General features: G+C 60.2%; 17 protein-coding genes. 5 read left to right on the top strand and 12 right to left on the bottom strand.

The features are described 5' to 3' along the window. The 8 genes from hflK to ABYM29_RS02735 form a co-directional block, all read right to left on the bottom strand. A partial coding sequence (gene hflK, locus ABYM29_RS02770) for an FtsH protease activity modulator HflK (protein WP_372861821.1) occupies window positions 1–1,075 on the bottom strand: 1,075 nt, incomplete at its 3' end. A 140-nt stretch (window positions 1,076–1,215) separates the two neighbouring features. Next, entirely contained in the window at window positions 1,216–2,508 is a 1,293-nt protein-coding gene (hflX, locus tag ABYM29_RS02765; RefSeq protein ID WP_372861818.1) for a ribosome rescue GTPase HflX, read from the bottom strand. Between the two features lie 27 nt (window positions 2,509–2,535). Further along, window positions 2,536–2,790, bottom strand: coding sequence for an RNA chaperone Hfq (gene hfq, locus ABYM29_RS02760; protein ID WP_372861816.1), 255 nt, complete (start codon window positions 2,788–2,790; stop codon window positions 2,536–2,538). Between the two features lie 126 nt (window positions 2,791–2,916). After that, the gene (miaA, locus tag ABYM29_RS02755) at window positions 2,917–3,831 is read right to left on the bottom strand and encodes a tRNA (adenosine(37)-N6)-dimethylallyltransferase MiaA (RefSeq protein WP_372861825.1); all 915 of its coding nucleotides are present in this window, start codon (window positions 3,829–3,831) and stop codon (window positions 2,917–2,919) included. Between the two features lie 25 nt (window positions 3,832–3,856). Then, window positions 3,857–5,686, bottom strand: coding sequence for a DNA mismatch repair endonuclease MutL (mutL, locus tag ABYM29_RS02750; protein ID WP_372861813.1), 1,830 nt, complete (start codon window positions 5,684–5,686; stop codon window positions 3,857–3,859). Then, entirely contained in the window at window positions 5,686–7,008 is a 1,323-nt protein-coding gene (locus tag ABYM29_RS02745; protein ID WP_372861811.1) for an N-acetylmuramoyl-L-alanine amidase, read from the bottom strand. The genes mutL and ABYM29_RS02745 overlap by 1 nt, the downstream gene beginning before the upstream one ends. Beyond that, window positions 7,005–7,466, bottom strand: coding sequence for a tRNA (adenosine(37)-N6)-threonylcarbamoyltransferase complex ATPase subunit type 1 TsaE (gene tsaE, locus ABYM29_RS02740; protein ID WP_372861808.1), 462 nt, complete (start codon window positions 7,464–7,466; stop codon window positions 7,005–7,007). Before tsaE ends, ABYM29_RS02745 begins: the two co-directional genes overlap by 4 nt. Beyond that, window positions 7,456–8,970, bottom strand: a complete 1,515-nt coding sequence (locus tag ABYM29_RS02735; protein ID WP_372861805.1) for an NAD(P)H-hydrate dehydratase — start codon at window positions 8,968–8,970, stop codon at window positions 7,456–7,458. Before ABYM29_RS02735 ends, tsaE begins: the two co-directional genes overlap by 11 nt. A 62-nt stretch (window positions 8,971–9,032) precedes the next feature. Here ABYM29_RS02735 and queG point away from each other — a divergent pair, with 62 nt between their 5' ends. Next, window positions 9,033–10,124 (top strand): tRNA epoxyqueuosine(34) reductase QueG, encoded by a 1,092-nt coding sequence (gene queG, locus ABYM29_RS02730; protein ID WP_372861802.1) that lies wholly within the window; start codon window positions 9,033–9,035, stop codon window positions 10,122–10,124. A gap of 15 nt (window positions 10,125–10,139) precedes the next feature. Here the strand turns inward: queG and ABYM29_RS02725 are convergent, their stop codons facing one another. Both ABYM29_RS02725 and orn read right to left on the bottom strand, forming a co-directional pair. Continuing rightward, window positions 10,140–11,966, bottom strand: a complete 1,827-nt coding sequence (locus ABYM29_RS02725) for an autotransporter domain-containing protein (protein ID WP_372861800.1) — start codon at window positions 11,964–11,966, stop codon at window positions 10,140–10,142. A gap of 200 nt (window positions 11,967–12,166) precedes the next feature. Further along, window positions 12,167–12,709 carry an oligoribonuclease gene (gene orn, locus ABYM29_RS02720; RefSeq protein ID WP_372861798.1) on the bottom strand — a complete coding sequence of 181 codons (543 nt, stop codon included), beginning with the start codon at window positions 12,707–12,709 and terminating at the stop codon, window positions 12,167–12,169. A 101-nt stretch (window positions 12,710–12,810) separates the two neighbouring features. On the opposite strand from orn, the gene rsgA reads away from it, so the two are divergent. The 3 genes from rsgA to asd all read left to right on the top strand — a co-directional run bounded on the left by rsgA (window position 12,811) and on the right by asd (window position 15,622). After that, on the top strand, window positions 12,811–13,821 hold the full coding sequence (gene rsgA, locus ABYM29_RS02715) for a small ribosomal subunit biogenesis GTPase RsgA (protein WP_372861795.1): 1,011 nt from the start codon (window positions 12,811–12,813) through the stop codon (window positions 13,819–13,821). 79 nt (window positions 13,822–13,900) lie between these two features. Continuing rightward, entirely contained in the window at window positions 13,901–14,725 is an 825-nt protein-coding gene (locus tag ABYM29_RS02710) for a sulfurtransferase (protein ID WP_372861794.1), read from the top strand. A gap of 45 nt (window positions 14,726–14,770) precedes the next feature. Then, window positions 14,771–15,622 carry an archaetidylserine decarboxylase gene (gene asd, locus ABYM29_RS02705; RefSeq protein WP_372861792.1) on the top strand — a complete coding sequence of 284 codons (852 nt, stop codon included), beginning with the start codon at window positions 14,771–14,773 and terminating at the stop codon, window positions 15,620–15,622. 1 nt (window position 15,623) lies between these two features. On the opposite strand, the gene epmA is transcribed toward asd, so the two are convergent. Further along, window positions 15,624–16,583: an EF-P lysine aminoacylase EpmA gene (gene epmA, locus ABYM29_RS02700; protein ID WP_372861789.1), complete on the bottom strand. Its 960-nt coding sequence runs from the start codon at window positions 16,581–16,583 to the stop codon at window positions 15,624–15,626. Window position 16,584: 1 nt separating this feature from the next. Next, on the bottom strand, window positions 16,585–17,154 hold the full coding sequence (gene efp / locus ABYM29_RS02695) for an elongation factor P (protein ID WP_372861787.1): 570 nt from the start codon (window positions 17,152–17,154) through the stop codon (window positions 16,585–16,587). A gap of 46 nt (window positions 17,155–17,200) precedes the next feature. Between efp and epmB the strand changes: the two genes are divergently transcribed. Next, complete coding sequence (gene epmB, locus ABYM29_RS02690) at window positions 17,201–18,214, top strand: EF-P beta-lysylation protein EpmB (RefSeq protein WP_372861784.1); 1,014 nt, start codon at window positions 17,201–17,203, stop codon at window positions 18,212–18,214. The last annotated feature ends 24 nt before the right edge of the window (window positions 18,215–18,238 follow it).

Raw genomic sequence — 18,238 nt, 5'->3', positions numbered from 1 at the left:
GCTCGCGCATATCGATCTCCTGGTTTCGCGTCGGACGCGCCGCGCTGCGCTGATTCACCAGCTTATCCAGCGGCAGATACATCATATTATTACCGCCCTCGACATCGACCATGACCTTGTTTGCCTCGCTGTAAAGCTCCTGCAGGGCATCGATATACAGGCGCTCGCGGGTTACCTTGGGTGCCTTTTTGTACTCGGCTACCAATTCGGTAAAGCGCTGGGCCTCACCCTCGGCGCGAGCGATGACCTGCTCCTTGTAGGCCTGGGCCTCCTCCAGCTGGCGCTGAGCCGCACCGCGCGCCTCGGGGATAATCCCGTTGGCATAGGCTTCGGCCTCATTCTTGAGGCGTTCGCGATCTTCCTTGGCGCGGGTCACGTCATCGAAAGCGTCCTGCACCTGCGACGGCGGCTGGGCATCCTCGATATTGACCTTGGCAACCTGAATACCGCTCTGATAGGCAATCAGGTAGTTTTGCAGACGCTCTTGCGTATCCACCGCCACCTGCTCGCGACCCTCGGTAATGACCTGGTCCATCTTGGTGCTGCCCACCACATGGCGCAGCGCACTTTCCAGGGCATGCTCCAAGCTCAGCTCGGGGCGCTTAACCTTGAGCAAGAAGTTAGCGGGGTCAGAGACGGTGTACTGCACCGACACCGAGATATCGACGATGTTTTCGTCCTCGGTCAACATCTGACCGCGACTGGCAGCCGCCCTCACTTTAGTGACATTGATGATATTCACGTCATCGATCAATGGCGGCGCCCAGCGCAGGCCCGGCATCACAGTTTGCTGATACACACCAAGGCGGAGCACTACCGCGCGCTCCTGCTGATCGACCTGATAAAAGCCAAACAGCGCCCACACCGCTAACGCCAATAGCGCCAGCGCACCGATACTGCCCATGCCCAAGGTAACGCCGCCACTGCCCCCCTGGCCGCCACCATTGCCGCCACCAAACAGGCTATTGAGACGCTCCTGAAGTTTTTTCAGTGCTTCGTCGAGGTCCGGCGGCCCCTGGTTCTTGCCACCCCAGGGATCATTGTCGCGACCACCACCCGGTTCATTCCAGGCCATAGTTTTCTCCTGTTTACAAAATTCAACGCCCGCCCCCAAGACGGGGTTTGCGGGCAGAAAAGACGGCCAAGTCATTGATTAAAGAGGCAGTCTAGCAGATTTAAGGGGCGCTGCTAATCACCCCGAATACGCTGTAGTCATTATCGGTCAATCATCGTAAGCGCCGCCTCAGACAGCGACTCCGCAGCCAAAAACCGCTGCCAATCCGCCGCTGGCAACCTCAGCTGCAATCGGAAGTTCCCCAACTCATCCAGGGTCTCTCGCTTGATCGCATTGAGTTCATAGAGCCGCGCACGCAAGCGCCCCTGGGCCGCACTCAAGGTAATCTCGGTCTCCACCAAGTCGCCACTGAGCACCTCCGTCAACGCCTCCCGAAGCAGCTCCAAACCCTGCTGGCGCTGCGCCGACAACCACACCCGCAGCGGCCGACCGTGTTCATCTCGCTCGATACGCGGCGGCGTACCCAATAGATCGGTCTTGTTATAGACCTCCAATACGGGAATGTCCTCGGCACCAATCTCTTCAAGCACCGACTTAACCTGATACACATTGTCGCTGCGTTCTGGATCCGCACAGTCAACCACATGCAGCAATAGATCTGCCAGGGTCGCCTCCTCCAGAGTCGCGCGAAATGCCTCCACCAACTTATGGGGCAAATGACGAATAAAGCCCACCGTATCCGCCAGCACCACCGGCCCAACGTCCTCTATGGCGATACGTCGCAAGGTCGGATCCAGGGTGGCAAACAGCTGGTCGGCAGCGTAAACCTCCGAACAGGTCAATACATTAAACAATGTCGACTTGCCGGCATTGGTGTAACCCACCAGCGATACCGCCGGAATGTCAGCGCGGCGCCTAGCGCGACGGGCTTGCTCGCGCTGGCGGCGCACCTTATCCAGTCTCGCCTGGATACTTTTAATACGCGCACGCAACAAGCGGCGATCCGTTTCCAGCTGAGTCTCACCCGGCCCCCGCAGGCCGATACCGCCTTTTTGGCGCTCGAGGTGGGTCCAGCCACGGATCAAGCGCGTGGACATATGTTCTAGCTGGGCCAGCTCGACTTGCAACTTACCCTCGTGGGTACGTGCCCGCTGGGCGAAAATATCGAGTATCAAGCCGGTGCGATCCAGCACACGGCACTTGAGCTCCTGCTCAATATTGCGCTCTTGGCTGGGCGACAGGGCGTGATTAAACAGCACCAGCTCACCCTCGTGGGCGAGCAGGGCTTGGCGAATTTCTTCCAATTTGCCGGAACCGACAAACAGGCGGGGATCGGGGTGGTGGCGCTGCCCTGACACAAAAGCAACAGGGTCACCGCCCGCAGAAGTCACCAGCTGAACGAATTCGTCGGCGTCTTCGCGCTCGTCCTCACTGCCTAAATTCAGGTGGACAAGTACCGCGCGCTCACCGGAATCGGGTCTCTCAAATAGCAAGGACGAACCTCAACAACACACCTCGGATTATGCGTCTTCCTGCTCATCGTCTTCCGGCGGATGCGCCATGGGCAGACGAACAACGCGGGACGGCACAACAGTGGAAATCGCGTGCTTATAGACCATTTGGCTCACTGTATTCTTTAGCAACACAACGAACTGATCGAAGGACTCGATCTGTCCTTGGAGCTTAATACCGTTTACCAAGTAGATAGAAACGGGAATACGCTCCTTGCGAAGAATATTCAAATAAGGGTCTTGTAAGCTGTGCCCTTTTGACATGCTGAGCCTCCTTGGTGCCCAAATCGGGCTGAATAATAAAATAAATCGGCGAAAACACGAGCTGTTGACCACACGCAGCGGCGCAAGTTCGCAGAACAACCTGGGTAGAGCGCAGTATAACGCAAGTCAAGAGCTTATAGCATCGCCGACAGCCCCTATCACCGTTTTTAGTTGATCTTCGCGACAAGCGCCAGTTTCCAACCATTGCAGGCCGGGCCAGCCACGCAGCCAGGTCATTTGCCGCTTGGCCAGCTGGCGACTGGCGATCAGCGCCCGCTCGAAGGCGCTATCAAAGTCCATATCGCCTCGCAGGTGCTGCCACACTTGCCGATAGCCCACCGCGCGCATCGCCGGCAACTCCTCGTGTAAGTCGCCGCGCGCCATCAAACCGCGCACCTCGTCAACAAAGCCCTGCTCAAACATCTGCCGCAGCCGCAGCTCAATACGACGGTGCAGCTCGCCGCGCTCAGACGGCGCGATGGCAAACTGGTGACAATGCCAGGGCAGCGACACGGCCTGCTGACGCGCCCGCCATTGGCTCATTGTCACACCACTGACACGGTAGACTTCCAGGGCGCGACTGAGACGCTGACTGTGATTGGGGTGAATACCCGCCGCGCATTCGGGGTCTACCCGCTGCAATTCAGCGTGCACCGCCGGCCAGCCTTCGCGCTCGGCCAGCCCGGCAATCTCGGCACGCACCGCCGGGTCGGCCGGCGGCATCTCCGCCAAGCCTTCCAACAGCGCCTTAAAATAGAGCATGGTGCCCCCCACCAGCAGCGGGATATGGCCGGCCTGCTGAATGCGCTGCATTTCGCTCAAGGCATCGCGGCGGAATTGCGCCGCCGAATAGGCCTGACTGGGCTCACAGATATCGACCAGCGCATGGGGGTAGCGCGCCAACAATTCTGGCTCGGGTTTAGCACTGCCAATATCCAGCCCCCGATAGACCAGGGCCGAATCCACACTGATCAACTCGCAGGGCAGAACGTCACACAGCGCCATGGCCAAATCGGTCTTACCCGAAGCTGTTGGCCCCATCAGCACGATAGCCGGCGGCAAGGATTCAGCGGCCACGAAGAAACCACTTATCCAGTTCGGCCATGCCTACCTGCACCCAAGTTGGGCGACCGTGATTACACTGGCCACTGCGCTCGGTGGCCTCCATATCGCGCAACAGGCCATTCATTTCGGGGAGGGTCAAACGGCGGTTGGCCCGCACCGAGCCGTGACAGGCCATCGTCGACAATATTTCGTTGATGTGGGCGGCGATTCGGTCAGAGCTGCCATATTCCAGCAAATCCGCGATCACGTCGCGCACCAACTGCTCGACTTGACTGTCGGCAAGAATGACCGGCAACTCGCGCACCACCAATGATTCCGCCGCCGCGCGCTCCACGCGCATACCCAGCTCGGCGAAAACCGCCGCGTGCTGTTCGGCACAATCGGCTTCGCGCTCACTGACCGCCAAGCTCTGCGGCACCAACAGCGGCTGACTGCGCAGCCCCTCGCCGGCGCGCGCGGCCTTCATCCGCTCGTAGGTAATACGCTCGTGGGCGGCGTGCATATCCACCAACACCATACCCTCGGCATTCTCAGCCAAAATATACACGCCCTTAAGCTGCGCCAGGGCGTATCCCAAGGGCGGCACCTCGCCGTCGTCCGCCGACGAGGCTTCCTGCAGACGCTGGTAGGTCGGCAACTGCTCGGCAACGCGCTGCGTGGCCGTATCGCTATATAGCGATCCAACATGCTCGGGGCGCTGGCGCGCAGACTCCGCCCCCGGCGACTGCCAAGTGGCGTCCCGCAAAGGCATCGCCGCCTGCTGCTGAGGCATATCGCGCAACGGCTCGCTTGGCGCGGTCAGCGCCGCATTCTGCGCCACCGTTTCCGGGCGCACATCGGCTAAGGTTTTGTGCAGGGTTCTAAAAATAAAGTCGTGAACGCTGCGACCGTCGCGAAAGCGCACCTCGTGCTTGGTGGGGTGCACATTGACATCCACCAAGGCCGGATCCAACTCCAAATACAAGACAAACGCCGGGTGGCGGCCGTGAAACAACACATCGCGATAGGCCTGACGCACCGCATGCGCCACTAAACGATCGCGAATATAGCGGCCATTGACATAAAAATGCTGCAAATCCGCCTGACTGCGTGAAAAACCGGGCAGCGCCACCCAGCCCCACAGCCGCAAACCGATGGCCGAACGGTCGATAAACAGCGCATTTTCCATAAATGCCGGGCCGCAAACCGCAGCCAGGCGACGCTCTTGTTCCAACTGACTGTCCGCCGGCTTAAGGCTGTGCACCGCACGGCCATTGTGGCGCAGCGAAAAACCGACATCAAAACGCCCCAGCGCCTGGCGCTTCATGACCTCATCGAGATGACCAAATTCTGTTTTTTCGGTGCGCAGGAATTTGCGCCGTGCCGGCGTATTAAAAAATAAGTCGCGAACCTCTACCGTGGTACCCCGCGGGTGTGCCACCGGCTCCAGCACCGCACTCATATCGCGCCCCTCGGAGCGCGCTGCCCACGCGCTGTCGCCGCCCTCGGTCGCGCTACTCAAGCACAGTCGCGACACCGAGCTGATACTGGCCAGGGCCTCACCGCGAAAACCGAGACTGGCCACCGATTCAAGATCGCTGAGCTCGGCAATTTTACTGGTTGCATGACGACTGAGCGCCAAGGCCAAATCGTCTTTACCGATACCGCTGCCGTCATCGCGCACGCGTATCAATTTCACCCCACCCTCTTCAACTTCGAGGTCGACACGTCGCGCCCCCGCATCAAGGCTGTTTTCAACCAGTTCTTTCACCACCGAGGCGGGACGCTCCACCACCTCGCCGGCGGCAATCTGGTTTGCCAACCGGGGGTCTAACAATCGAATTTTTGTCATTACTTCGGGGGTATCTGTATTTTTTGGCCAACGCGGATACTGCTGTCGGAAAGACCGTTATGACGCTGCAGCTCTGCCACACTGATATTGTGCCGGGCACTAATCGCCGACAGCGTGTCGCCACGGGCAATCACGTATTCACGCGCGCCCAGCGGCTTCGCCACATCGCCGCGCTTCACCGCAGCAAAATACGTATCTGGCGGAGGACTCTCGCGGAAATAGCGGTCGATTCCCTCAAAAATCGCCTGCGCCATCTGGTTTTGGTAGCGGCTGGTATTGAGCTTGCGCGCCTCGCCGGGGTTGGAGATGAAGCCCGTTTCCACCAGCAGCGAGGGAATATCGGGTGACTTCAACACGGCGAAGCCCGCCTGCTCCACCCGCTTGCTGTGCAAGCGCGATATTTTGCCCATTTCACCGAGCAACTGGGCGCCAACACTGAGGCTGGCATCGAGTGTCGCGGTCATCGACAAGTCGGTCAACACTCCGGCCAGCACCTGATCCTTATCAGACAAGCTCACACCACCCACCAAGTCGGCCTGGTTCTCGCGCTTGGCCAAAATACGCGCCGAGGCACTGGTTGCGCCGCGTTTAGACAGGGCATAAACCGAACTGCCATTGGCACTGGGGTGGGTGAACGCGTCGGCGTGGATAGAGACAAAGAAGTCCGCCTGGGCCTTGCGAGCCAGGTCTCGACGCTTGGCCAAGCCGACGTAGTAATCGCCATCGCGCACCATCACCACGCGATAGCCGCGCTTACTCTGGAACTTGGCCTGCAATTTTTTGGCGATGCGATAGACCACATCTTTTTCGCGCAGCTGCCCCGGACCAATGGCCCCCGGGTCCTCGCCACCGTGACCGGCATCGATGGCGATCACCACATCGCGCTGCGCACTCTGCTCTACGCTTTTCACGACCGCAGGCTGGGCACCGCTGGGCTGATCGAGAAAGTCCACCACCAGGCGATCGCGTTGACCGACGCTGGCCGGCAGCAAGAAACTGCGCACCTGCGCACCCTCACTGAGATCAAATACCACTCGCAACTTGCCATCGGGTTTTTCGGCGTGACGCAAACGCACAATCGGGCTGTTTTCAAAACGAGGGATTGCAGCCGTCACATTGAAGCGCGCCTCGGCAATATCAACAACCAAGCGGTGGGGCGCCTCAAGACGAATAACTTCATGACTGACCGGCGCACTGAGATCGAAGACCACCCGGCTGTGGTCCGGGGCGCGCCAAAAGCGCACATCGCGCACCTCGGCCGCCGCAACGACATTGGCGACCAGCGTGGCAAAGCACAGGGCGGCGATGTGAGAAAATTTCATAATGCCTTTATCTGCGTGATGATCCGGCGACCGCGCTCGCTGTGTGCACTAAGTGCGAGGCGGCGGCCGTGTCCCTGCTGAGCGATGGTAACCTGTATATCGGGGCTTGGCAAAACGCCGGCACCGCGCTGCGGCCACTCAATCAAGCAAATACTGTCCTCGCTGAAATAATCGCGCAGCCCCATGTATTCCAGCTCCTCTGGGTCACCGAGACGATAAAGATCGAAGTGGTATACCGTTACCTCCGCCAGATCATAGGGTTCCACCAGGGTGTAAGTCGGACTCTTTACCGCACCGAAATAACTAAAGGCCTGTAACACCCCGCGGCAAAACGTCGTCTTACCGGCCCCCAAATCCCCTTGCAAAAACACTACCGCCGGCGCCTGTAAACAATGCCCCAGGCGCTCGCCCGCAGCGACCGTCTGCCGCTCATCATCCAACTGTTCTTCATAAGTCATTAATGACACCGCGCAACTCCGCCACCACATCCATCGCCAACAAACCGCGCTGTCCTGCCTCGGCAGCGCGATCCGCTGCCCGGCAGTGCAAGGCCGCGCCCAGACAACAGGCCTCTGCCGCATCCAAACCCTGGGCGATTAACGCGGCGATCATACCGCTCAACACATCCCCCATGCCACCACTGGCCATGCCGGGGTTCCCCCCTTCATTCACCCAGCAAGCCTCACCATCGCTAATCACGGTTCCCGCGCCTTTTAACAACACCACCGCGCGGTAGCGCTGCGCCAGGGCTCGGCAGGCCGCGAATCTATCCGCCTGCAGCTCCGCCACCGTGCACGCCAACAGTCGCGCAGCCTCACCGGGGTGGGGCGTCATCACTCGCAGCCGCCCGGGCTGCTCGAGACAGCGCTGCAAATACGCCTGCGGCGCGGCGGCAAGCAAATTGAGGGCGTCGGCATCCATTAGCAGCGGCGCCTCGGCGGCCAGGCACTGATCGAGAATACGCCGCCCCCAATCACCCTGCCCCAAGCCCGGGCCAACAACCAATACCGACGCCCTATCTATAAATGGCGACAAATCGGCAGTCTCTGATAATGGCTGAGCCATCACCTCCGGGCGCTGCGCCAAAATCGCCGGCACGTGGTCGGCGCGGCTGGCGCAGGAAATCAGCCCCGCGCCGCAGCGCGCCGCCGCCGACGCCGCCAGAATCACCGCCCCCGCCATACCGTAGTCACCGCCGGCCACCAACACATGGCCAAACATTCCTTTGTGCGCCGCCTGCGGCCGCCGCCCCCATTCACGCAATCGCGCCGCGGCGTCGATACGCCAGGCCGAAGGCTGGCAGCCGGCGTACAGCGACGCATCCAAACCGAGACGGTCCAACGCCAAATCGCCGCGGTACTGCGCGGCCACACCGGTAAACAAGCCCCGCTGCCAGCCGATAAAACTCAGCGTGCGACTGGCGCGCACCGCATCGCCGCCGTGCATCCCGGTGTCACCGCTGAGCCCCGATGGCAGATCGATGGCCAGCACCGGGCAGGCACTGGCATTAATCACCGCAATGGCCGCGGCGTAGTCATCGCGCAGCGCACCGTGAAAACCACTGCCCAGCAGCGCATCGACAATCACCGCTGCCGGCGCGGGCTGCTGCCCCGACCACGGGTGAATATCGACACCGCTGTCGCGAGCCAGTTCAGCGGCGGTCGCCGCATCGCCGCGCAATTGCTGACTGAGCGCCCAGACCCGCACAGCCATGCCCGCCTGAGCGGCCAGTGCGGCCACCACATAGCCATCCCCACCGTTGTTGCCGCCGCCGCAAAAAATTTCAATCGGCGAGTGCTGCGGCCAGTGCTGCTGAAGGCAGCGGAACGCCGCCATGCCCGCCCGACCCATCAACTCGAAGCCGGCAATACCGCTGGCAATGGCGCGGCGATCCAGCTCTTGAACCTGCTCGGCGCGATACAGCGCCAGCGCATCGGCACCACCCTGCGTTGATGGATCCATTTCGCCACTCCAGCCGTGTAGAATAGTCCTATGATAGCGCGCATCCACAGAGCACACAGCCAATGAGCAGCCGCCACACCGAGACCGAGCTCGCCGCATTGGCCAAGCAACTCAAAAGTTGGGCCAGCGAACTCGGTTTTGCCCACCTCGGCATCAGCCCGGCAAGCAACGCCGCCCACGCCGATAAACTCCGCGACTGGTTGGCGCGCGGCTATCACGGCGACATGGAGTATATGAGCCGCCACGAGGCTCTGCGCCGCGACCCCGACGCCCTGCTACCCGGCACGGTGCGGGTGATCAGTGCGCGCATGGACTACCAGCCGGTCGCCGCCGATGCACAGCAGCTGCTGAACACGCCGAGCCGGGCCTATATTTCGCGCTATGCCCTGGGCCGCGACTACCACAAGCTCATCCGCAAGCGCCTTGCCCAACTCGCCGAACGCCTCGGCGAACACGCCGGCCAGCACCATCGCGCCTTTGTCGACAGCGCACCGGTGCTCGAACGCGGCTTTGCCGAGCAGGCCGGTCTCGGCTGGATCGGCAAAAACAGCATGCTGATCAACAGCCGCGCCGGCTCTTGGTTCTTTCTCGGAGAGATATACACCGACGTGCCGCTGCCCGTCGACCCGCCACAGGAAACCGGCCACTGCGGCAGCTGCCGAGCCTGTCTTGACGACTGCCCGACCGGGGCGATTGTCGCCCCCTACCAAGTCGACGCGCGGCGCTGCATTTCCTATTTGACGATTGAACTCAAAGACGCCATTCCCGAGGAGTTTCGCCGCGCAATGGGCAACCGGGTGTTTGGCTGTGACGACTGCCAACTGGTCTGCCCGTGGAATAAATTTGCCCAGATCAGCGGCGAAGCCGATTTTTCCCCCCGCCACCAGCTCGACGACAGCAGCCTGCTGTCGTTGTTTTTGTGGAGCGAAGAGCAGTTCCTCAATCGCACCGCCGGCTCCCCGATTCGCCGCATCGGCTATCAGCGCTGGCTGCGCAACCTGGCCGTGGGGCTGGGCAACGCCCCCTACCACGCCGACATTTTAGCAGGCCTAAAAAAACAGCGACCACTGGCAGAGCCCATGGTCGCTGAACATATTGACTGGGCGCTGGCTCAGCAGCAGTCCCGCGCCGAGGTATTGGCGCGCTCGCGCTGAGCCGCGCCGCGCCGCCTAAAAAGGTCGCGAGTAATTCAGCATTAGCGCCACACGGCCCTCTTTTTCGTCGCTGAACTCGACACTGGCGGCCATTGCCGATGCCCCGAGGGCCGCACTGAGACCAATACTGCCCTCGACATAGGCCTCGCCGTCTTCGCGATATGAGGGCATACGGTAATCACCAAAGCCGAGATTGCGATTGCGCCCGCTGATGGTCTCGTCGTGATCTTCCAGCTCGGTGGCGGCAAACACCTCGGCAAAACCGCGCAGTGATTCACCCAACCCCAACCCGGCCATCACCCCTGCGCGCAGCACTTGGCTGTCGCGGCGCTGCTCGCCCCAGCGGGTATTGGCCATCGCCGCCCCGGATTCCGCGTAGGCGTCAACTTCCGCTTTCATCCAGCGCCAACCCAGCGCCGGGCGCAGCGATGCCCGGCTGTCAGCAAGCAATTCATAGCTGAGCAAGCCGTCAATATGCCAACCAAAACCCTCGGTGCTGCCGCTGGCAGTCAAGGTTTGCGGACCGAGCTTAACCTGCCGATCCAGCGTATCGTAGTCCACCACGCTCAAACCCGCGGCCCCCTGCAGCAGCCAGTTGTCGTCGCGATAACTGAGCACGCCGCCGACCCCGACACTGGTGGCGGCAAATTCGGATCGCGCTGATTCCAACTCGTGATCGCCGACACTGAGCACCAGTGCCGAATCCAGCTGTTCACTCAAGGGCCTGCTAAAGCCGACGTGCAGGCTGCGACTGTCGCTCTCTGCCATGCGCTCGGCATCGAGGCCAACACCGCTAATCGTCCAGCGCTGCTGCCCGGGTGCCGCCTGCTGCTGCCGGCGCAGGTCCGTGGTAGCCAGACGCTGACTGCGCACAACATCCAAGCCCAACTCGGGAATCAAGCCCGCCTGCTGCGGACCGCTGACAACGCTAATCAAATAGTCACCGGTGATGGCACCCATCTGCCCAGTGGGATGCACGCCGTCATTAAAGATCAGCCTATCGGGATTGGGGCTGCTGCCATCGATACCGAATACCGGGTGCTCGATACAGTCATTGCCGGCATCACTGAAACACATATAGCGCTGATCAAAACCGCCCAGGTCGCCAGAGGCAAAACCGAATGCCGACGCATTATCGGCGACATAGGCCGTTAAGCCGGCCAAATCCACTGGCACCAGATTCGCTTTGCTAAAGGCCGAAAAGGCCTCCAGGGCACTATTAAACCCTGCCGCCCCGGCCGAGGCCGCCGCGGCACTGCCGGGACTGCCTAAGTCCTGTGCCTGCAAGGCCGGGGTTTTACCCAGGTCAGGCAGGTTGGCAAAAAGAATAAAGTTCGCGCCGGCGCCGTGCAGCGCCTCGGCGGCCGCCAGCAAGGTACGAGCAGAATTGATAATCGTTGCCTGGTTATTGGCGGTGCCATTAAGAAAATCATTGCCGCCACCGTCCATCAATACCAGCGCGCGACGATCGATGCGCGGCGTCTCGCTAAGAAAGGCCGGGCGCACCACCGTGCCGCCAGCGGGCAGCGCTAAACCACTGCCATTGATGGCGTTGAGGATGTCGGCAGTTTCATAGCCGCCAACCGCATAATTGCTGCCCCCCGCCGCCGCGGGAGCGCTGAGCAGCGCCAGCTCTTCTGCGAGATACTGGGGCGCTATCCGCGCGTAATCCCCCACGCTGTAGTCGCCACTGCCGTCGCCAAGGCGGTTAGTGAAGCGAAAACCGAAATTGCCGCTATCTAACAAGCTGTCGCCAAAAATATAGAGATTGCTGTAACTGACTTCGGCTTGCAGCGGCGCGGCCAGCGCCGCCATCAAGCCGAGAGGAAGGAGTTTTTTCATGGCTATACCCACGCATTATTAGAGTTGCGCAAGTAATCAACACCGGCGCTCACGCCCCACTTGCACGATTGCACAGCGCCCAAAAAGTGCGCAGCATTGGGCCCAGTGAACGCCAAGCACCCTGTAGCGGTAATACGGGGAAGTACTTAAATCGCCGCCGACAACGGCGAGTATTGCGCAGCTAAACCGGCAGCCGCGGATTAGGCCTTCAAAAAGTGCTCGCGGTAGTAACGCAGCTCAGCAATGGAGTCGCGAATATCATCCATGGCCAAGTGACTGCCCGTCTTTTTCAAGCCCTCCATCAACTCCGGACGCCAGCGTCGAGCAAGTTCTTTAATAGTACTGACATCCAAGTTTCGGTAATGGAAGTAGCGCTCCAAAGTCGGCATTTCTCTGGCGAGAAAACGGCGGTCCTGACAAATGCTGTTGCCGCACATTGGCGAGGCGCCCTCTGCGACATGCTTGAACAAGAACTCCAACGTCAAGCGCTCGGCCTCAGCCGCAGTCATGCAGGTCTCCTTCACCCGCTTGGTCAGACCCGATTTACCATGTTGGGTGGTATTCCACTCATCCATGGCGTCGAGCACCTCGTCGCTTTGATGAATCGCCAGCACCGGGCCCTCGGCGAGGGTATTTAGCTCCGCATCGGTGACAATCGTGGCAATCTCAATGATATGGTCCTGCTGGGTATCCAGCCCGGTCATCTCCAAATCAATCCAGATTAAATTCAATTCCTTGGACATACATTCGCCTCCGCACTGCATAAAACCCCCTATCGGGGCCCAATTGGCTGGATTGTAGCAGCTCATCAGTTAAGATGAGCGCTGTTCAAGCAGGGTGTGGAATGAGTAAACGCCGAATCAGCCGCCAGCAACGCTGGCGCATTGAAAAAATACAGGCCGAACGCAGCGAGCGAGCGCAGCGCCGCAGCGCCGATACCGAGGCCAGTCTCAGCGAAGGCGAACTCGGCGACGAGCAGGCCGGCATCGTCGTTAGCCATTTCGGCCAGCAACTAGACGTTGAAGGCAGCGATGGTCAGCATCAGCGCTGCCATGTGCGCAGCAATATCGACAGTTTGGTCACTGGCGACCAGGTGATCTGGCGACCCGGCAACCCGACAGGCGTGGTGGTTGCACGCGAACCCCGGCAGTCGCTGCTGTCGCGCCCCGATAATTTCAATCGCCTAAAACCTGTGGCCGCCAATATCGATCGCATTGTTATTGTGATCGCCCCCGAGCCACTGGCCCACGCCAATCTGATTGATCGCTATCTGGTGGCCGCCGAGCACAGTGAAATCACTCCAATCTTGCTGCTCAACAAGGCCGACCTCATCGACCCCGAACGCAACCGGGCGCTGCTGGATATGGTGGAACGCTACCGTGCCATTGGCTATGAAACCGTTCGCGCCTCCTGCACCAGCAGCGGCGGCCTCACCGAGTTAACAGCCCTGCTGGACAAGCGTATCAGTGCCTTTGTTGGCCAGTCCGGCGTCGGCAAATCATCACTAGTAAACGCCCTATTGCCGGGCACCGACAGTCGCGTCGGCGCCCTGTCCGAGGCCACCGCCAAGGGCCGCCACACCACCACCACCGCCCGCCTCTACCACTTTCCCGGCGGCGGCAGCCTGATCGACTCCCCGGGCATCCGCGAGTTTGCACTGTGGAACCTGGCGCCCGAACAGGTACTGCAGGGCTTTCGTGAATTTCGCCCCTTTATCGGCTACTGCCGGTTTCGCGACTGCAAACACCAGCAAGAACCGGGCTGCGCACTGCTAACAGCCGTCGAAAACGGCGACATTAGCGCCAACCGTTTCGCCAGTTACCGGCAAATCATCGACAGTATCAACGACAATTAATCCATGGCGACAGGTTCGCCGCAGCATCGCCCAAACCCGCGACAAACTGATACAATTTGCCAAAAATGGGGGCAACACCATGAGTGAATTAGCACTATTGATCGAAGCCGAAGAGCTGGAAAAAGCCCTGGGCCAAGCCAACCTACTGATACTCGACACCAGCAGCCGCGACAATTACCTGCGCCACCACATTCCCGGCGCCCTGCACATCTCGCCCGCGGAACTGCAGCGCGGCGAAAAACCCGCTGTAGGGAAAATTCCGCGCAGTGAAAAATTGCGCGAAGTATTCTCGCGCGTCGGTCTACAGGAAAACAGCCACGTCGTTGTCTATGACGATGAGGGTGGCGGCTGGGCGGGGCGGCTGATCTGGACACTGGATGCCATTGGCCACCACAACTACTCATACCTCAACGGCGGCTTGCACGCCTGGCTTGCGGGCGGCCATGCCACCGACAGCGGCGAACAAACGACGCAGCCAAGTGAGATTGATATCCATATCGACAGCAGTCCCATTGCAGAAATGGATGGCTTTGTTCACCTTCTCGGCAACAGCCAACTCGCCATCTGGGATGCGCGAAGCCCCGAGGAATACCGCGGTGAAAAAGTGCTTGCAGCCCGCGGCGGCCACATCCCCGGCGCAGTCAATCTGGACTGGCTGGAGCTGATCGACAAGGACCGCGACTACCGCCTCAAAGATCTGCAACAACTGCGCGACCGCCTCACCGAGCTGGGCATTACTCCCGACCATATGGTGATCACCCACTGCCAAACCCATCACCGCTCGGGACTCAGCTATCTGTTGATGAAGATCCTGGGCTTTCCCCATATCAAAGGTTATGACGGCTCGTGGGGCGAATGGGGCAATCACGACGACACGCCCATCGCCACGGGCGACCAACCTTAATGCGCACGCCGGCGCTTACCGGCGAATCGATGTAGAGAATTAAACGTGGACACTGCTTTTATCATTCTGCAACACCTGCTGCCACAGCAGCTGCTCTCACGACTGGTGGGTCGCCTGGCCGAGTGCCGGACGCCCTGGTTAAAGAACCTATTGATCCGCCGCTTTATCAGTCACTATCAAGTAGACATGAGTGAGGCGGTGGCCAGCGACCCGGAAGACTACGCCAATTTCAACGCCTTCTTTACCCGCGCCTTGCGCGACGGTGCCCGGCCAATCAGCGACCAGCCCCAGCACATCGCCTGCCCGGCAGACGGCGCGATCAGCCAACTTGGCCGTATTCACGACGGCCGGATATTTCAGGCGAAAGGACAGGACTACAGTCTTGCGGCCCTGCTCGGCGGCGATGAAGCACTGACCGAAGAGTTTCGCGACGGCAACTTTGCAACTATTTACCTATCGCCCCGCGACTACCACCGGGTGCATATGCCGATTACCGGCACCCTGCGCAGCATGACCTACGTACCGGGCAAGCTATTCTCGGTAAACACCACAACCGCTGAAAATGTACACAGCCTGTTTGCCCGCAACGAGCGCGCCGTGTGCGTATTCGATACCGAGGCGGGCCCTATGGCGATGATCTTGGTGGGCGCGATGATTGTCGCCGGTATCGAAACCGTATGGTCGGGGCAGATTGCGCCACCGCCGCGACGCATCACCACCCACAACTACCAGCAGCAACAGCCGGCGCCGACACTGGAAAAAGGCGCAGAAATGGGTCGCTTCAAACTGGGTTCAACCGTGATTTTACTGTTCGGCAAGGAGCAAATTGACTGGCTGGAGCAGTTCGAGGCACAAACCCCTACCCGCCTCGGTGAAACGCTGGCGCGCCGGCGTTAACTCAGGCTCGCTCCAGGGGGAAGGCAAGCACCTCGTCGATCCGGCTGCAGCGACTGCTCAACATCAGCAAGCGGTCCAGCCCCATCGCCACGCCGCTGCACTCCGGCAAGCCGGCCTGCATAGCTGCCAGCAAATGGCGGTCAATGGGGGGCAGCTCCTGCCCCGCCGCCCGACGCTGCTGGTGGTCGCGGCGCATACGGCGCAGCAACTCGCTGGCATCGCACAATTCGTCGTAGCCATTAGCCAACTCCATGCCGCCACAGAAAGCCTCAAAGCGACGCGCCACAAGCCGACCCTGAACATCGGTAGCGGTTTTTGCCAGCGCCGCCTGAGTCGCTGGAAAATCGTCCACCAGGGTAATTTCGTGAGCATCTAGCGATGGCTCTACTACCGTGGACATCAGCAACTGCAACCAGGTGTCGCGGTCATCGCTGTCAAAACTGAGCTCCAGCTGACGCGCTGCGCAGTCGCGCAACTGCGCAACAGTGGCGGTAAATGGATCGAGCTGCGCAGCGTTCAAAAACGCCTGGCGGTAACTCAAGCGCCGCACCGGCCGGTCGCCAAGGGCGAGCTGGATGACCGCCGCGACCTCGTCCATCAATACTTCCAGCGCCATACCCGGCCGATACCATTCCAGCATGGTGAATTCGGGGTTGTGGCGAGCACCGCGCTCGCTGCGCCGAAAGGCCTTGCAGATCTGATAGATAGGACCGCTGCCCGCCGCCAACAGGCGCTTCATGGCAAATTCAGGGGAAGTTTGCAAATAGCAGGGGTGATCGCCGACCAGTGGGTTCACCGTGGCAATGGCATCGATATTAGGGTCGGTCACCGGCGCACTGGCCAATAGCGGCGTCTCCACCTCCATCACCCCGCGCTCGGCAAACCAGCGGCGTATTGCCGCAAACAACTCAGCGCGACGCCCCAGGGCCGCCAGCGACGCAGTAGGGCGCCAGTTGCTCAACTCAGCTTTTCACTCGGCTAACGTACTCACCACTGCGAGTATCGACGCGAATCACTTCGCCCTCGGTGATAAACAGCGGCACTTTTACCACCGCGCCAGTGCTCAAGCGCGCCGGTTTCGTACCGCCCTGGGCAGTATCGCCTTTCAGGCCAGGGTCCGTCTCAACGATTTCCAGCTCAACGAAATTTGGCGGCGTCACCGACAGCGGGGCACCGTTGTAGAGTGTGACGGTAAACAGGTCCTGCTCCTTGAGCCACTGCACCGCATCACCCACGGCCTTCTCATCGGCCTGCACCTGCTCGTAATTACTGGGATCCATAAAGTGATAAAATTCGCCATCACTGTAGAGATACTCCATCTCATGATCCATCACGTCAGCACCTTCGAGCGACTCACCCGATTTGAAGGTACGTTCCCACACACGACCAGAATTGAGGTTACGCAGTTTCACTCGGTTAAAGGCCTGGCCCTTGCCGGGTTTGACAAATTCATTATCAAGAATTGAACAGGGCTCGCCGTCGAGCATCACTTTCAATCCGGAGCGGAATTCATTGGTAGAATAGCTGGCCATGATTATCCTCAGCGACTGGGTTTTTGGCGTAATTTAAAAGGGCGACATGATACCTCTTAATGCAACACATTGGCAGACTACCGATTGGCAACAGCAATACCGGGAAATGATCCGCAAACCCGAACAGCTCTGGCAGCGTCTAGCCCTAGATCCCGACGAGCAGCCCGACATTCGCGATGCCCTACAAAGCTTTCCACTGCGGGTCACCGAGGCCTTCGTCGCCAAAATGCGCCCCGGCGACTGGCGCGACCCGCTACTGCTGCAAATTTTGCCACAGGCGCAAGAAATGCAACGCCAACCGGGATATAGCGATGACCCACTGGCAGAGGCGGCTGCCAACCCCCAGCCAGGCCTTATCCACAAGTATCACGGCCGCCTGCTGCTGATCACCACGCCGGCCTGCGCCGTACACTGCCGCTATTGCTTTCGCCGCGCCTTTCCCTACAACGACAACCGGCCGGAGCAACCGGACTGGCAAGCCGCGCTGGACTATATCGCCGCCCACCCCGAGATTCACGAGGTCATCCTCAGTGGTGGCGACCCCCTGTCACTCCCCGATGATTACCTCAGCCGCCTGGTCGACCGCCTGGTCGAACTCCCCCAGCTGCGCACCCTGCGCTTACACACCCGTATGCCCGTCGTGTTGCCAGCGCGCATTACGCCAACACTGGTCGACAGCCTGCAGCGCAAGCAACTGAGCACCGTGGTCGTCGTGCACGCCAACCACCCAAACGAGCTGGACACACAGAGTAGCCAGGCACTGCTAAACTTAAAAAACGCGGGATTTACCCTGCTCAACCAGAGTGTACTGCTGCGCGACATCAACGATGATGCAAACACCCTGGCTGCACTGAGCCACCGACTATTTGCCTGCGGCGTGCTACCCTACTATTTGCACGTACTGGACAGAGTCACCGGCGCGGGGCACTTCCACGTCGACGACACGCGGGCACAGCAACTTGTCCGCCAACTGCTGGCCACGCTGCCGGGGTATTTAGTGCCGCGGCTAGTGCGTGAAGAACCCGGGCGCGACAGCAAAACGCCTCTTGCGCTATATTAAATAAACGCGTAAAAACATACAGTT

The organism is Spongiibacter sp., assembly GCF_041602295.1.
GTDB lineage: Bacteria > Pseudomonadota > Gammaproteobacteria > Pseudomonadales > Spongiibacteraceae > Spongiibacter.
This window is presented reverse-complemented; position numbering and strand designations above follow the sequence as displayed.

Excerpts from the sequence above, each read along its gene's own strand:
- mutL (WP_372861813.1), bottom strand. The coding sequence starts at position 5,686 with ATGACAAAAATTCGATTGTTAGACCCCCGGTTGGCAAACCAGATTGCC.
- ABYM29_RS02735 (WP_372861805.1), bottom strand. The coding sequence starts at position 8,970 with ATGGATCCATCAACGCAGGGTGGTGCCGATGCGCTGGCGCTGTATCGC.
- rsgA (WP_372861795.1), top strand. The coding sequence starts at position 12,811 with ATGAGTAAACGCCGAATCAGCCGCCAGCAACGCTGGCGCATTGAAAAA.
- tsaE (WP_372861808.1), bottom strand. The coding sequence starts at position 7,466 with ATGACTTATGAAGAACAGTTGGATGATGAGCGGCAGACGGTCGCTGCG.
- ABYM29_RS02745 (WP_372861811.1), bottom strand. The coding sequence starts at position 7,008 with ATGAAATTTTCTCACATCGCCGCCCTGTGCTTTGCCACGCTGGTCGCC.
- epmB (WP_372861784.1), top strand. The coding sequence starts at position 17,201 with ATGATACCTCTTAATGCAACACATTGGCAGACTACCGATTGGCAACAG.
- miaA (WP_372861825.1), bottom strand. The coding sequence starts at position 3,831 with ATGGGGCCAACAGCTTCGGGTAAGACCGATTTGGCCATGGCGCTGTGT.
- ABYM29_RS02710 (WP_372861794.1), top strand. The coding sequence starts at position 13,901 with ATGAGTGAATTAGCACTATTGATCGAAGCCGAAGAGCTGGAAAAAGCC.
- ABYM29_RS02725 (WP_372861800.1), bottom strand. The coding sequence starts at position 11,966 with ATGAAAAAACTCCTTCCTCTCGGCTTGATGGCGGCGCTGGCCGCGCCG.
- queG (WP_372861802.1), top strand. The coding sequence starts at position 9,033 with ATGAGCAGCCGCCACACCGAGACCGAGCTCGCCGCATTGGCCAAGCAA.
- efp (WP_372861787.1), bottom strand. The coding sequence starts at position 17,154 with ATGGCCAGCTATTCTACCAATGAATTCCGCTCCGGATTGAAAGTGATG.
- orn (WP_372861798.1), bottom strand. The coding sequence starts at position 12,709 with ATGTCCAAGGAATTGAATTTAATCTGGATTGATTTGGAGATGACCGGG.
- hfq (WP_372861816.1), bottom strand. The coding sequence starts at position 2,790 with ATGTCAAAAGGGCACAGCTTACAAGACCCTTATTTGAATATTCTTCGC.